This window comes from Ruegeria sp. CDSB136 (genome assembly GCF_059610965.1).
The window spans coordinates 89495-104205 of record NZ_JBXWOP010000017.1 but is presented as its reverse complement, the minus strand read 5'-3'; the positions used below and the strand labels follow the sequence as shown (position 1 = coordinate 104205).

General features: G+C 54.1%; 12 protein-coding genes and 2 pseudogenes. 3 read left to right on the top strand and 11 right to left on the bottom strand.

Going from position 1 to position 14711, the window contains the following annotated elements; translation table 11 throughout:
- Positions 1 to 12: 12 nt before the first annotated feature.
- Positions 13 to 264, top strand: a pseudogene (locus tag AC2FIR_RS17900) (ABC transporter ATP-binding protein); the annotation flags it as partial.
- 1107 nt (positions 265 to 1371) lie between these two features.
- On the opposite strand, the gene AC2FIR_RS17895 reads toward AC2FIR_RS17900, so the two are convergent.
- The 5 genes and pseudogenes from AC2FIR_RS17895 to AC2FIR_RS17875 all read right to left on the bottom strand — a co-directional run bounded on the left by AC2FIR_RS17895 (position 1372) and on the right by AC2FIR_RS17875 (position 5692).
- A complete protein-coding gene (locus tag AC2FIR_RS17895; RefSeq protein WP_480490951.1) occupies positions 1372 to 1473 on the bottom strand; it encodes a DUF2474 family protein in 102 nt (33 codons plus the stop codon).
- Positions 1470 to 2471 (bottom strand): cytochrome d ubiquinol oxidase subunit II, encoded by a 1002-nt coding sequence (gene cydB, locus AC2FIR_RS17890; protein WP_496747054.1) that lies wholly within the window; start codon positions 2469 to 2471, stop codon positions 1470 to 1472. Before cydB ends, AC2FIR_RS17895 begins: the two co-directional genes overlap by 4 nt.
- Before the next feature lie 62 nt (positions 2472 to 2533).
- Positions 2534 to 3793 (bottom strand): annotated as a pseudogene (locus tag AC2FIR_RS17885) (cytochrome ubiquinol oxidase subunit I); the annotation flags it as partial.
- 457 nt (positions 3794 to 4250) lie between these two features.
- Positions 4251 to 4541 (bottom strand): hypothetical protein, encoded by a 291-nt coding sequence (locus AC2FIR_RS17880; protein WP_496747057.1) that lies wholly within the window; start codon positions 4539 to 4541, stop codon positions 4251 to 4253.
- A 143-nt stretch (positions 4542 to 4684) separates the two neighbouring features.
- Positions 4685 to 5692 (bottom strand): helix-turn-helix domain-containing protein, encoded by a 1008-nt coding sequence (locus AC2FIR_RS17875; RefSeq protein ID WP_496716717.1) that lies wholly within the window; start codon positions 5690 to 5692, stop codon positions 4685 to 4687.
- 397 nt (positions 5693 to 6089) lie between these two features.
- On the opposite strand from AC2FIR_RS17875, the gene AC2FIR_RS17870 reads away from it, so the two are divergent.
- Both AC2FIR_RS17870 and AC2FIR_RS17865 read left to right on the top strand, forming a co-directional pair.
- Complete coding sequence (locus tag AC2FIR_RS17870) at positions 6090 to 6470, top strand: hypothetical protein (RefSeq protein ID WP_170613811.1); 381 nt, start codon at positions 6090 to 6092, stop codon at positions 6468 to 6470.
- On the top strand, positions 6467 to 7684 hold the full coding sequence (locus AC2FIR_RS17865) for an HlyD family secretion protein (RefSeq protein ID WP_496762837.1): 1218 nt from the start codon (positions 6467 to 6469) through the stop codon (positions 7682 to 7684). Before AC2FIR_RS17870 ends, AC2FIR_RS17865 begins: the two co-directional genes overlap by 4 nt.
- 369 nt (positions 7685 to 8053) lie before the next feature.
- On the opposite strand, the gene AC2FIR_RS17860 is transcribed toward AC2FIR_RS17865, so the two are convergent.
- The 6 genes from AC2FIR_RS17860 to AC2FIR_RS17835 all read right to left on the bottom strand — a co-directional run bounded on the left by AC2FIR_RS17860 (position 8054) and on the right by AC2FIR_RS17835 (position 14599).
- A complete protein-coding gene (locus tag AC2FIR_RS17860) occupies positions 8054 to 8926 on the bottom strand; it encodes an NAD(P)-dependent oxidoreductase (RefSeq protein ID WP_496762835.1) in 873 nt (290 codons plus the stop codon).
- Positions 8927 to 8940: 14 nt separating this feature from the next.
- Complete coding sequence (locus AC2FIR_RS17855) at positions 8941 to 9903, bottom strand: 2-hydroxyacid dehydrogenase (protein ID WP_496762848.1); 963 nt, start codon at positions 9901 to 9903, stop codon at positions 8941 to 8943.
- Positions 9904 to 10106: 203 nt separating this feature from the next.
- Positions 10107 to 11462 (bottom strand): amidase, encoded by a 1356-nt coding sequence (locus AC2FIR_RS17850; protein ID WP_496762832.1) that lies wholly within the window; start codon positions 11460 to 11462, stop codon positions 10107 to 10109.
- A complete protein-coding gene (locus AC2FIR_RS17845) occupies positions 11459 to 12823 on the bottom strand; it encodes a TRAP transporter large permease (RefSeq protein ID WP_496762830.1) in 1365 nt (454 codons plus the stop codon). The genes AC2FIR_RS17850 and AC2FIR_RS17845 overlap by 4 nt, the downstream gene beginning before the upstream one ends.
- Positions 12816 to 13424 carry a TRAP transporter small permease subunit gene (locus tag AC2FIR_RS17840; protein WP_170682794.1) on the bottom strand — a complete coding sequence of 203 codons (609 nt, stop codon included), beginning with the start codon at positions 13422 to 13424 and terminating at the stop codon, positions 12816 to 12818. Before AC2FIR_RS17840 ends, AC2FIR_RS17845 begins: the two co-directional genes overlap by 8 nt.
- Positions 13425 to 13504: 80 nt before the next feature.
- A complete protein-coding gene (locus tag AC2FIR_RS17835; protein WP_496762827.1) occupies positions 13505 to 14599 on the bottom strand; it encodes a TRAP transporter substrate-binding protein in 1095 nt (364 codons plus the stop codon).
- Between the last annotated feature and the right edge of the window lie 112 nt (positions 14600 to 14711).

Genomic DNA, 14711 nt, shown 5'->3' with positions numbered 1-14711 from the left:
TAAGTTGCCAAACTTGCTGCGATGCAGAACCGGCGCAGGAGCGACCTTCCTGGCGGTAAGCAGCAACAGCTGGCCATCGCGCGAGCGCTGATCACGAGGCTGCGACTGCTGCTGAATGAGCCAACCGAAGGCATTCAGCCGAGGTTAGTCCAGCAGATTGGCGAAGTGATCTGGCACCCTAGAACGACGAGTGGAACAGAAATTGTCGTAGTCGAGCAGTATTTCGACTTCAAGTATGACCTTGCTAAAAAGATTGTCGTGTTGTGACGTGGAGAAGTCATGGTCAAAGGCATACGATGCTCCTTGGCTGGCAGTTTTCAAACGGGAGCTGCATTCCTTGCCACGCGGAGGCAACGACGTTCAAGTCGACAGCTTTGCCCATTTTCTGAACTGGTCCAAGGGACAGGGACTCTACCGGGCTCTGGGTCGAGATCACCAGATCAACATCGAACTCCGGGAGCGCAATCGCGAGAGGTTCAAATGACGGTAGAGTCCCGGAGTAAAGCTTGAAGACGCATCGAACTGTGTTTCAAAGGTGGTCACCTATATCGATCCCGCGAGCGGTCCAAATGACTGCTCGCAACCGCTAACCAGTCTTTTGACTATTGCCCCGAATGACCGCTCTGAGCCCAAAGCGGAAGTTCATTCGCCTAAGGTGAAAAGAGTGGTTTTGGACGATTTTGCATTAGCCTAGTCCCAAGTAGAAGAGATAAACATCCAGACGCCAATCCCATTGCGAGGGCATTGGCAACGAATACTCCGCCAAACAGGGATATCGCTGTTCTTCCCGCCTGTTCGATAGATGTGTCTGCTACGATAGATATCCATTCTTGAAGGTATAGTGTGAACAGGACCGATAGCCCCACAGGCGAAATTATTAGCGCTGCGCCGAGAGAGGTCAATCCTCGCCCGAAGACGGCCCGAAGCGTTGATCCTTTCAGTACTATTGCGGCTGTGGAAGCAAAAACGACAAGCGCAGAGAGCAGGACGAGTAACATGTCCACAATGGGGGACAGGTCTTTCGTGACAGTTCCTGTAAGGGCTGAGGTGAAGGGCATCAGAACGAAGGTCGCAAGCCCTGCAGCAAGGAGACCAGTTAGCAACTTTGGCAACATGCCAGACGAGCGGCTAGCGCCACGTTTCTTTTGCTTAGGTGGAGCGGGCAGAACCGGATCGATCTGATCCCACTGCAAGGACATTGATTTTGGACGAGAGAGCATCATAGCCCCTTTGAATTGTTAGATATGAGACGACCCAGCAAGCCGCGTGTTATTGGGAATCTGGTAAGCTGGAACGGGGTTTCTTTCGGCTCTTGGACTAATGTTTGCGCGAGTTGGACATGCCGACGCGCGCATTGGTATCTTCGCCATTTCAGGTGATGAGCAACCTGATCACGTAAGCGACAGTCCCCAGGCAAAAGACGCTGCCGAACCAGATCGCGCTGAACCAGAAAACTTGTTTTAACAGTTTCAATGGTAGCTCTCCTCTGGATCGACCTTTCCGCGGAAAACCCAATACGTGTAGGCGGTGTAGGCCAGGATTATGGGCAACAGAACGACGGCTCCGACCAGAGCAAAGGCCAAACTGCTGTCCGGCGCGGCGGCTTCAGCAATCGAGAGGCTTGGAGGTAGCATATAGGGATAGAAACTGATCCCAATGCCAATGAAGCAGACGACGAACAAGACAATCGCGCAGAAGAAGGGTTGATAGTCTCGCTGTTCCCTCAGGCTGCGATCAAGCATCCAAGCAATGAGAGCAACAACAGCCGGCACACACACAGCGAAAACAATACCTGGCCACGAAAACCATCTGATCAGGTAGATTGGATCTTGGAACGGGGTCAAAAGACTAACGAGGCCAATCAACCCGAGCGTCATGAGCATCAGTGGACGTGCATAGGAACGCATCTGGTGCTGTATTCCGCCCGTTGTTTTCATATTGAGCCAGGTCGCGCCCAGCAAGGCATACCCGATCACCAAGGCCACACCCGTCAAGACAGAGAACGGCGTCAGCCAATCCCACTGTCCACCTGCGTACAGCCGATCCTCGACAGGGATACCCTGAACCAGAGCGCCAAGCGCGATGCCTTGGCAGAGGGCGGCTACGGTTGACCCCCCATGAAACGCAACATCCCACAGCCAGCGCCCGCGCACGGTTCGCCAGCGGTATTCGAAGGCAACACCGCGGAAGACAAGCGCAAGAAGTATCACGATAACGGGCAAATAGATGGCGGGCATCACCACGGAATAAGCCATCGGGAAAACAGCAAACAACCCTCCGCCGCCCATGACCAGCCAGGTCTCGTTCCCGTCCCATACAGGCGTGACCGAGTTCATCATGACATCGCGATCTTTGTCGGTTTTCGCGAATGGGAAGAGAATTCCAATTCCAAGATCGAACCCGTCCAAGATCACATAAGTCAGAACAGCAAAGGCGATGATACCTGCCCAGATTGTCGAAAGTTCAAGCATTACGCTGCCTCCGCCAAAGTAGAGATTTCAATGGGTTTGTGACTTTGCTGGAAACCTTCGACAGGTGGTTTTCCTATGAAGCGCAGCATGTAGAACGTGCCTGCTCCGAAAACCGCGAAATATACGACGATGAAGGCTATCAGAGATGCGGCAACTGTAGGTGCATCCACTTGTGAGAGTGAGTCCGATGTCCGCATCAGCCCATACACCGTGTAGGGTTGGCGCCCCACTTCGGTGGTGACCCAACCGGCCAGCACCGCCACAAACCCACTGGGTGCCAAAAGAACGGATGTCTGGTGCAACCAACGATCTTCGTTGAGGCGGCCGCGAACCCGTTGAACAAGCGACCACAAGCCAACGCTCAGCATGGCAAAGCCAATAGCGAGCATGACGCGAAAGCTATAAAAGACGATCGCAACCGGGGGTTCTTCGTCGTCAGGAATAGTGTCCAGCCCGTCAAGCGGCGCGTTGGGATCATGTTTCAGGATCAGCGATGATAGTCTCGGGATTTCGATGGCATAGTCCACGCGCTTTTCATCTTCGTTTGGAATACCGAACAGGATCAGCGGCGCACCTTCGGGATGGCTGTCAAAGTGACCCTCCATCGCCATTACTTTCTGCGGCTGATGCTCCAGCGTGTTCAAACCATGAAGGTCGCCCGCGACGATCTGCAGAGGGGTAACCAGAACGGCCAACCACATTGCCATCGAGAACATTCGGGTGACCTCCGCCGTGCGATTGCGGCGTAGCAGGTGCCAGGCCGCAACCCCGGCCACCACAAAAGCAGTGGTGAGATAGGCGGCAAGAACCATGTGTGTCAGGCGGTAGGGAAAAGACGGATTGAAGACAATCGACCACCAGTCAACGGGAATGAACTGCCCCAGTTCATTGACTTCAAACCCAGCCGGGGTTTGCATCCAAGAATTGACCGACAAGATCCACGTAGCCGAAATCAGAGTGCCGAGGGCGACCATCGCCGTGGCCATCATGTGCAAGCTGGGACCGACGCGTTCACGACCAAAGAGCATAATGCCGAGGAACCCAGCCTCAAGAAAGAAGGCCGTCATGACCTCGTAGGCCATCAAGGGTCCGATTACGGGACCTGCGGTGTCCGAGAATACGCTCCAGTTCGTGCCGAACTGGTAAGACATCACGATGCCGGACACGACGCCCATGGCAAAGCCTACGGCGAAAATCTTTTTCCAATAGTTGAAAAGGTTGAGGTAGACCTTGTCCTTGCGCCATAGCCAGAGTCCATTGAGAACGGCCAAGAAGCTTGCCAAGCCAATGGAAAAGGCCGGGAAGATGATATGAAACGACACAGTAAAGGCAAACTAGATGCGTGCCAGGGTCTCTGCGTCGAAGTTTGCGAATAGGTTCATTGCCGTTTCCTTTGGCATTGGGTTGCAAAGTGCCGCAGTGAACAGGGGTGTCTCGGCTGCCAACTCGTCGATGTCATTCAGATGAGCCGTATTTGGGGTGGTGTCTGGTTCAGTTCGTTTGGGTTCTGGACGGTTGTTTTTGGGTTTTGGACAAAACCCTGGTCGAGATGGGCGACTGAAATTTGAAACCGCGAGCGCCTGGTACGTGTGACGTTCGAAGGCCCAAAACAAAGTTGCCACCCAGCTCGATTGCGAGCTGGATGGCAACCTCTCAGAAACTGTGCGAGTTCTGTGGGGGATGGTCAATCAAACTGCGTCCGGATGCTAACAGCGCAGGCTGACCGGTCAGGTTTGTTCGGCTGTGCTTCTCCTTTTTTGCTTCACTGGGGGTGGTGTCTTAGTCGTTCCAGTCTTTGTGTTCTTCTTTGAAGTCGTCGCGACGCTCTTGGGCTTCGTCTTGCGCGTCTTCGAAATTGTCCTTTTGGATCGCACCGCCCACGGCACCAACCGCGGCACCAGCGGCCGCGCCACCTACGATGCTTTCGCCTGCGATACCGGCGACAGTGGCACCGACAACTGCACCCTTGATCGCCTTGTCGGTGACGTAGTCAGCTTGAGCTGTTGCCGCCATGGTGATCAGAAGTGCGCCTGAGATCGGGGCGATAAAGAATTTATTCGAGGTCTTCATAGAGTTCATCCTTGTTCTGGGTCAGCAACCACCGCGGCTGCTGTGTGCCATTGAACTAGGTGACCCGACGGCCTGCTTTCTTTTGGGGACGGGACAAGGTTTTGTGGATCTTGGACATCTTTCGACCCCCGGCACCAGTCCCTCTAGCGGCCAGCTTTACGGAATCTGGCAGGCGTTTCACCTGTCCAGCGCTTGAACGCCACCGAAAAGGCGGCCTGATCCGCAAATCCAAGCATGAAGGCTACGCGGGCAACACCTTCACCGCTACGCAGCATGCGTTTGGACAGGTCGCACAGCACACCTTCCAGAAGAGCCTTAAAGCTTGTTCCCTCGGCAGACAGGTGCCGGGTCATGGTGCGTCGCGTCAAGCCAAGCTCTCCGGCTATATCGTCGCCGTTTGGTATCGGCCCAGGAAGACGCTCCCCGAGCATGTCCATAATGCGGTCGGACAGACTGCGGACGGCACCGGGTTGAGCCTTCAGCTGTTCTTCCCCGTGCCGACGCAAATGCCCCAACAACGTGGGGTCCGCAGTCGGGATCCGAAAACTCATGCCGTTTGGGGGCAGGGCCAGGGCATATCCGGCTTTGAGCCCTTCGACGGGACAGCCAGCAAGTTCGGCCAACTTCTTGCAATGCTCGGTATCGTCCGTTTCCAGTTCAATCGAGATCGGGGCAAGCCCACCCGAGGTGATCTGTTGGACGCGTTTATAAAGGCCGAAGATCAGCATTTCGCGGTGGCGCGGGTATTGATGTGCTGGGATCACATTGCTTTCCAGCGTAATCCTTGGCTCACCAGGTGCTCCTACGACGTCCAGGCGCAGGTCGGGGTCTTGCATTGCATAAAAGCGCTGCGTCAAAGCCAGCGCGTCTTCCACCGTTTCGGCCGCCCGCACGATGTAAGCCAGAAGGGTACCAGGACCCTGTGCCGACAGCCCCACGCGAGCTGCAAAGGTTTTGTCTTCCAGAACCCGGCACGCAGTTTCGACTGTACCCGCCTCATGAAGCAGTTCGACGGTGGCGTCTGGGCTGCTGCCGATATCAACGGGCACCCCAGCCATCTCCAAGACCTCAGGAAACGGAATGCGCGCTCCGGGTTCTTGCGAATAACGCAGCCCAACGTTTTGCAGTCTGTAAGCGCTGATGCGTGGCATTCTTACGTCCTCCCCTGACTTGCACGCAACTCCCTGCAGTTACTGGAATTGTCCAGAAGCCAATAACAAATGTCCAGAACCCTCAGGATCGCAGGCGCGATGACGGTTAGGTCCCGGTCATCGGAAAGGAAACGACCATGATCTACTTCGCAAGGTACTACCGCGTACTGAAGGCAATCCAAAATTCCGCCAAGCAAGAGTGGTCCGGGGGAAATATCCACGGTCTACACAGTGCGCCATTTGGCGAGAAAACACCGAACGGACGTCGTTGGGATCCACCCTACGCCCCGCAGGAACAGCCCTCAGAAACCACACAACAACCAACCGAGAATTGACGTTCTCAAGACACTTGAAACCTACACGCGCAGCTTGGCTGCGCAACAAAAGGACCTGAAACATGAAACCACCCGCGTTCCTGATGGCGCCCTTAGTTGGCGTCATTTCAACTCCGGCCTTTGCCGCTGGTGGCGATCCCAGATGGTGGGTCGCGCCCAATCAAACCGACACCTATGCATGGGTCGGCTTGGTCGTTCTCGCCCTTGCGATCCTGCTGGTCGTTCACCTCTATGCGCGCTTTGAACGTTACACCGAACACAAATCAATCGGCACTCCGCTGCGTACAACTATTCCGACGATGCTTACAGTAGCTTTGGCGTATGAGCTGATGCCGGCCCTCAGCCACTTCAGCAATCTACTGCCGGGCGCCCTAATCCTGACCGCAATCGCCCGCGACTTTATGTTGTGGTGGCGCCCGTCGAATGAGGAGTTGGTGAAATGATCGAACTGCTCGTCACATCCTTTCCGTTTGTACTGCGCGTGATCTATCTGAAGTGGCGCGGGCTACCGGTCACTCTGTACAACGTTCACCGAGCGCTTTTCATGTGGTTCGTCCTGGCACTGATCGTGTTCTTCGCAGTTTTCTACTACTACCCCAAATCTTACACTGGTCTTGTGCCATTCAGAACTGTTCCGGTCGTTGCCGAGAACGGTGGAACAGTAACAGATATCTACGTAAAGGGCGGTGATCGTGTAGAACCGGGCGATCCGCTGTTTGCAGTCGAGAATGCGTCGGAACAAGCAGCAGTAGATTTTGCAACCCGTAAAGTTGAGGAGATAGAAAGCGCGAAACTGGCAGCTGAATTGCAGGCCCAAACTGCTCAGGCCTTGGTGGATGCCGCAGTTACCGCCAGAGAACAGGCTGAGCTGGTGCTGATGGATCACGAGGCACTTCAAGCAAAGGGCTCTGCAGCATTTCAAGTGAGCCAGTTGGAACGCGCCCAAGCTACCTTGAGCACTCGGGAAGCAGAGGTTGAGGCTGCGGAAACGCAACTTGGTGTGGCTCAGGTGCAGGCGACTGCCGTTTTTCCGGCCCAGCTTGCATCAGCACGCGCGTCGCTGAAGCAGGCCCAGGTCGAGCTGTCCAAGACTTTGACACACAGCACTGTCGACGGCGTTGTTGAACAAGTCACCCTGAATGTCGGTTCGCGCGCAGCGCAAGCAGCGATGAGCCCCGCAATGCTGATTGTACCGGATCGGAAAGATACAGAGAAAGGACGCATCGTTGCTGGTTTCTCGCAGGTTTCTCGCACCGAACTGTACGAGGGAATGGCCGCAGAGGTGGCGTGCGAAAGCAACTTCAACATCTCGATGCGCAATACCGTTCTTCCTGCAAGGATCGTACGTATTCAGCAGCAGATTTCTTCCGGTCAGCTAGCGCCTAGCGGTCGCCTGATTGAGCCCAGTGAAAAGGCGAAACGGGGTCAGATCGTTGTGCATCTCGATCTGGTGCACCCAGAGCACCGCGAACTTTTGGTTCCAGGTAGTGGTTGCATTGTACAATCCTACACCACCAATTTTGAAGGCGAAATGGAAGGAACACTTGTCGCCCACGGGATTCAGGCCATGGGTATCATCAAGGCGGTCGGTCTACGGGTTAAAGCTTGGTTCGGTCTGACTTCGGGTATCGGCTTGATCGGTGGTGGTCACGCCTGACTTTCCAACTCCATCCATTTTCAACAAATGCGGCTCCCAACAAATGTTGGGAGCCGTTTCGGCAATTTGCAGACAGATCGCACGTAAAATAAATGCGAGTTATGTGACGGCTTTCTGCCACACGGCTAACGATTTGATTGTCCGCTCAGGTGATCTCATGCAGGAAAATGACAACCACATACAGTAGCCCGGAATGTCCGTTTCGCCCGCAGAGCAGCCGATCAGTCAAATTTGTCGAGCGTCCGCTCGGAGCCCAATATGGACGTCCGTAATCCAAGTTATCATTTAGCGACTTTTCTATTCGGCCAAATTCCGAGTGAATGCACCAAGAATAGGTTTTTGGTATCTCAGCGGCTGCATTCTCTTTGTTTAGTCAAGTGCGCGCAGGCGTTTTAGAAGCGAAGAGGTATCCCATCGACCGCCTCCTAGCTTTTGAATATCCTTAAAGAATTGATCAACCAGCGCGGTTACTGGCAGACTTGCGCCGGTTTCGTTGGCAGTATCAAGACAGATACCTAGATCCTTGCGCATCCAGTCAACTGCAAACCCGTAGTCGAAATGATCTTCGAGCATTGTTTCGTGTCTGTTGTCCATCTGCCAACTACCGGCCGCGCCTTGGCTGATAACTTCTACAACAGAACGTCCATCAAGGCCCGCTTTCTCGGCGAAGTGCAGCGCTTCGCTCAATCCCTGAACCAATCCTGCGATTGCGATTTGGTTGCTCATTTTTGTTAATTGCCCAGCACCGCTCTCGCCGATACGTCGACAGATTTTTGAGTATACTTGCATGATAGGTTCGGCAGCGTCGTATACGGGCTGATCGCCTCCACACATAATCGAAAGAACGCCGTTTTCTGCCCCGGCCTGACCGCCGGAGATTGGCGCATCCAAAAAACCCAGGCTTTGTTCTTTCGCCGCAGTGTAAAGCTCGCGCGTGACCTTGGCAGAGACAGTTGTGTGGTCGACTAGCGTTGCGCTCTGTGACATGCCACCGAATGCGCCGTCTGGCCCAATGCAAACGTTCCGAAGATCATCGTCATTCCCGACGCATGTCATGACGAACTCTGCACCTTCGGCAGCTTCGCGGGGTGTAGCGCGCGCAGAGCCACCATGGTCCGCCACCCACGCATCGGCTTTGGCGGTCGTTCGATTGTAAACCGTAACGTCGTGCCCCGCTGCCTTTAGGTGACCGGCCATTGGGTAACCCATTACGCCTAATCCGAGGAAAGCTAGTTTTGCCATTAAAGTGTCCTCTTCTACAAAAGGTCTCGCGGTGTTTTGCCAGCAAAGAAGGCGTCTAAATTATCCAAGGCGCGAAAGCCCATTGCGTCGCGGGTTTTCGTCGTTGCGCTTCCGATATGCGGCAACATGAAGATGTTCTCGTATGCGGCGAACTTTGGGTTGCCCCGCGGCTCGGTCTTGAAACAATCAAGGCCCGCGGCGGAAAGCTTTCCGTTTTCGATTGCGTCCAACAGTGCGTCTTCATCAACAAGGGCACCTCGGGCGGAATTCACGAGAATTGCTCCGTTCGGCAGTTCAGCCAAACGTTTGGCGTTCATCAGGTCAAGAGTTTCGGGGGTAGCGGGGCAGTGCAGTGATAGGAAGTCAGCGACTGGAAGCAAAGTGTCGATACTATCGTGGTAAATTGCTCCGTTTTCCTGATCGGCCGAGAGGCGGTTGCGGTTGAAATAATGGATTTCCATATCAAACCCACGGGCTTTTTTTGCAAATGCCCGACCCACACGCCCCATCCCGATGATGCCGAGGCGCGCACCTGTGACTTGCTTGCCAACCATGAAAGACGGGCTCCAACTGTCCCAGGTGCCCGACCGCATTAGGCGGTCGCCTCGAACCGCGTGTCGCGCCGCACCGAGCATAAGCAGTATTGCCAATTCTGCCGTTGCATCAGAAAGGACATCGGGAGTGTTTGTCACCGCAATTCCTTTTGCCGCCAAAGCCGGAAGATCGCAGTGATCAACGCCAACAGAATGGTTCGCAACAATCTTCAAGCGCGGGTCTAGCTGCGACACGACTTCGCTTGAGAAGTGTTCAGAATGGCAGGGCATCATCGCGTCGACCTTTGCACTCATTGCGATGATTTCTTCCGCGGTGCCCGGTGTATCGGCTTCGTTGAGGATTACGTCATAATCCCGGCGCGCGCGATCGACGGTAGCACTGGATAATCGACGTGGAAGCCAGAGGACTGGTTTATTGCTCATCGGGTCAGTCCTTTTTGATTGCGTCTTCCCATAAATTATAAAGCGCAAGCGCTATTACGAAGACTGCAATACAAAGGAATGGCAGACCGCCCCAGAACCCAGCAAATCCTGTCGAGATACTGTGCGCGAGACCAAGGACGAAAATCATCATTAGGCCGGTGCCGATTATGCCCATGAGAATGTTTGTCAGACGTGACATACGTTTACTCTCCGTTTTGTTCCTGTGCTCTTACGCTGCGTTGAACCCATGATGCAGTGCGTAAAAGTCGGTCATCCTCTTCGACAGCCCCAATCAACTGGACGCCGATGGGCAGGTCGTTCTGCCCAACCAGCAAAGGCAGCGTGAGACATGGCAAACCCGCAAGTGTCCAGGTCAGACAGAAAACGGAATCTCCTGTGTGTCCCGCACTCAATGGAACAGCTTCGCCTATTGCTGCAGGGGCTAAAATTGCGTCGAACTCATTGAAATACTCTGCAAAAAAGCCTTGAGCAGATAACATGACGGCCAAGGCGTCTTCATATTGGGCCTCGCTGAGATCTGCGCCGCGGTTGATAGCATATTGCATCTCGGCGCTGATTTCCGACCAATGTGCATTCGAAATTTCCATCATATTCTGGCGAATTTCGTAGTCATAGATCGTTTTGTGAACGTTGATGAGATCAGCCAGTTGAGGGGATACTGAAAAGTGCTCAACCCTACCGCCTAGGCTGTCAATCACAGCGTTCAGCCCTTCAAGGGCATCTGCATCAAGGCGGTCGTTGAACGGAAAATCCAGCCAGGCAATATTCGGTTCAACCGGAACATCCGCCTGCGCGCCGGTCAGCATATTCGCTCGCGGTCGGGCAAAGCTGGCGGGATCGCGTTGGTCATATCCGGTCACCACATCTGTAAGCAAAGCGATATCTTCAAGCGAGTTGGCAAATCCTCCAACGTGATCCAGAGAAACCGACGTCCTGAAAACCCCACTGCGCGAGATCATTCCGCGGGATGGCTTGAAGCCGTATACGCCGCAGAAAGAGGCGGGACGGATGACCGAGCCGCCGGTCTGCGTACCAATAGCCAAAGGCACGTGCCTGGCCGCAACGGCTGCGGCCGATCCGCTTGATGACCCCCCAGGTGTTCTATTCGGGTCGAAGGGGTTGGTGGTGTCGGTCGGATTCATAAAGGCAAACTCGGTCGTCTTGGTCTTGCCCATGATGACAGCGCCAGACTCTCGAAGTAGTTCAACTAGCCTTGCATCTGTTTCAGGTTGTCGACCCGCAAAGATCGGTGTCCCTCGCTGGGTGGGCATATCCTTTGTGTCGACAATGTCCTTCAGAGCTACGGGCACACCATGCAGTGGACCAGTTGCCCGGCCCGCTTTTCGGATGCGATCCATCTCCCGCGCCTGATCCAGCGCTAAGCCCGCGTCAAGGAAAGCCCACGCGCGAATAACACTGTCGGTCCCTTCAATACGCTTGAGACAGTCTTCAACAAGTGCTTCGGAAGAAAAACGCCCGTCCCGTATGCCCTCGGCGGATTGGACCGCCGAGAACAATGAGAGATCATGCTTGGTCATGGCACCCAAACCCCGAACAAGTAGTCAGGCAACCAAAGCGCGATGCCCGGGAACTGGTACATCAGCACCATGCAGAGGATCACGATGGCCAGATAAGGCATCAGACCCTTGAAGATCTCCATAAGTTGGATCTGGTTCTTGAGTACACCTTTTAGGTAGTACGCTGACATAGCCATCGGCGGTGTCAGGAACGAGGTCTGCAAGTTCAGAGCAACCAGCATCGCGAAGAAATACGGGTTGACCCCAAAGGTCTCCAACATAGGCAGGAAGATCGGCACGAAGATGATGAGAATCTCGGACCATTCCAGCGGCCAGCCAAGCAGGAAGATGATCAACTGAGCAAGCACCAGGAACTGCCAGGGTTGCAGGTTCATGCCAACGACCCAATGTTCGATAACATCGTGTCCACCGAGATAGGAAAAGATCGAGGCAAAGGTCCATGAACCCACGAACAACCAGCATACCATTGCGGTGGCCTTAGCTGTCAGGAAGACGCTTTGTTTAACCTTGTCCCATGTGAGCGACCGGTAGAGCATCGCTAGCACCAGTCCGCCCAATGCGCCCATTGCAGCTGCTTCAGCCGGTGTCGCTAAACCTCCAAGGATGGAGCCAAGCACCAGCATGATCAAAACGGTCAACGGTACGAATGATACCAGCAAGTCCATATAGATCTGGCGTTTTGGCGGAATGTCTTCCTCTTGAGGCTTCGGTGCAAGCGATGGATTCAACCAAACCCGAACCATCACGTAGACGATATACAACCCTGCCAGCAGCAGTCCCGGAAAAACCGCAGCAGCATATAACCGCAATGGCGAAAGCTCAGCAATCGCGGCATAAACGATCAGCATAATCGAAGGCGGGATAAGAATGCCCAAAGTTCCGCCTGCACAGATAACACCAGAGGCGAAGCTACGCTGATACCCCGCATTCGCCATCGCTGGATAGGCCAGCAGGCCCATCAAGGTAACAACCGCACCAACAATCCCTGACGCCGTCGAAAACACAGCGCAAGTCATAAGTGCGGCAATGGCCAGTGACCCGGGTAGATTTCGGGCAGCCATGTACAGCGAGAAAAACAGGCGATCGACGATGTTCGCTCGTTCAACCACGTATCCCATAAATAAGAATAATGGGATGGCAACAAGCGTGTCGTTCTCCATCACCGAGTAGGTGTTTTGGTTGAGAAGATAGAAGATGTTGTTGTTGAAGATATCCGCAATGCTCTCCGGCGCGGATTGGTAATAGGCGTAATACCCAAATCCAACACCCATAGCGAGCAGTGTGAACGCGATTGGAAAGCCTAGCAGCACCAAAACTATGAAGAGGCTGAGCATCAAGATGGCGACCTGAGGATCAGTCATCGTTGCGGCCTCCTTCTTTGGTACCCGTGGTCCGAATTTTGTCGATGGTCTCTTCCATCAACATGTCCTCGGTCTCGCGCACGTCATCCAACCGCTCAAGCCAGACGCCATTCCGCATCGCCAGCCAGCATCGCGCCATTTCCGCAAGTCCTTGCAGCATCAACAAGAAACCAGCAACTGGGATCAGAGTTTTGAAAAAGTAGATTTGGATTCGGGCAGGGCTGTTCCAGCTGACCTCTTCATAACGCCAGCTATCCTTGGCGATTTCCCACCCGTACCAAAACAGAGCGAACATGCCTGGAAAGAAAAAGAGGATGTACAACACAAAATCTACACGCGCCTGCCAGCGGACAGAGAACAGCCTGTAAAGAACGTCGCCCCGAACATGCGCGTCTTGCGCCAAAGCGTAAGCACCGGCCATAAGAAATAACGCGCCATACATTTGGACCATCATGTCGAACGCCCAGACGGTTGGCTTGTTCAGCACGTACCGGACGAACACTTCGTAAGACACAGAAAGTGTCAGAATTAGTATGCACCATCCAAAGGCTTTGCCGACCCATTGGCTTAGCCCTTCGATGGCGTGAATTGTCTTGATCAAGGTCAGTTCCTCGCCTGTTCTGCCCGGGTTCGGGAAGCCGGGTAAAAACACGACTTCCCGTTTTCAGAGATGCTCAGGCCTCAACCGAAGTAGTGCTTGTAAGCCAGCTTGTAGTCCGGCTGGTTGAGGTTGAGGTAGTTCATAACGGTCTTCGCATAGGTTTTTTGGCTGTCGACCACCTTGGCGAAGAACGGATCCTCGTTTGAGATCCTGTCGACCACAACGTCCCATGCCTCCAATTGAGCCTGCATTACGCTGTCGGGTGTACGATAAACATTGACACCCTGCTCTTCGGCCAGCGTTACCAGATCGTCTGCGTAACGCTTGGTATTGTTCCAATAGAAGTTGGAGTTTTCAGCCTCGGAAGCATATTTCAGGATTGCTTGCAGTTCTGGCGCAAGGGCGTTGTACTTGTCCTTGTTGAAGGTAACCTCGAAGAACTCCTGACTTTGGTGGAATGACGCCAAATGGTAATGCTTGGACACGTCCTGCATTCCAAAGTCGCGGTCTGATGTCGGGTTATTGAACTCAGCCGCGTCGATCAGGCCAGATTTCATTGCAGGCTGAATTTCTCCGCCCGGTAGTTGTACGACCGACATTCCCATCTCAAGCAGAACGTCTGCCGCAAGACCAACAGTCCGGTATTTCAGGCCGTTCATCTGATCAGCGCTGGTGATTTGCTCTTTGAACCAGCCCAATGGCTGTGCCGGCATGGGCGAGTTGAAAAACGACACGACATTGAGCCCGAGAATGCCCATCAGCTCGTCAAAAAGTTCCTGACCTCCGCCGTAGTTTACCCAACCCAGAACCTCCTGGCTTGACCAACCAAAACAGGGACCGGTGCCGAAGAGCGACGCGGTTTTGGATTTTGAGTACCAGTAGGCCGGCACGTAGTGTGCGGCATCCAGAACGCCGCGATGAACCGCGTCCTGCATCTGACTTGTTTTTACGACCGAGTTCACAGGCAGCAGCTCAATGGTCAGTTTGCCACCGGACATCTCGTTCACTCGGTTTACATAGGATTGCGCGTTTTCAAGAAAGATGCCACCGCCCCAGGCAGCTTGCATCTTTAGGTTGGTTCCTTCCTGCGCATGGACAACCGGGGCTGCAAGCGCGCCGGCGCCCGCAACAGCAGAGCCACGCAGAAAACTTCTGCGGTTCAAAGATTTTGTCATGTTTCCTCCCTTGACTGGGCCGTCGCCGATTAATCTACAGCATTGGCACCAATCCGCCCTCCAGCGGACAGTTCTAACGATAAGCCAGATTTCAAATTTTTCAAAATAATTT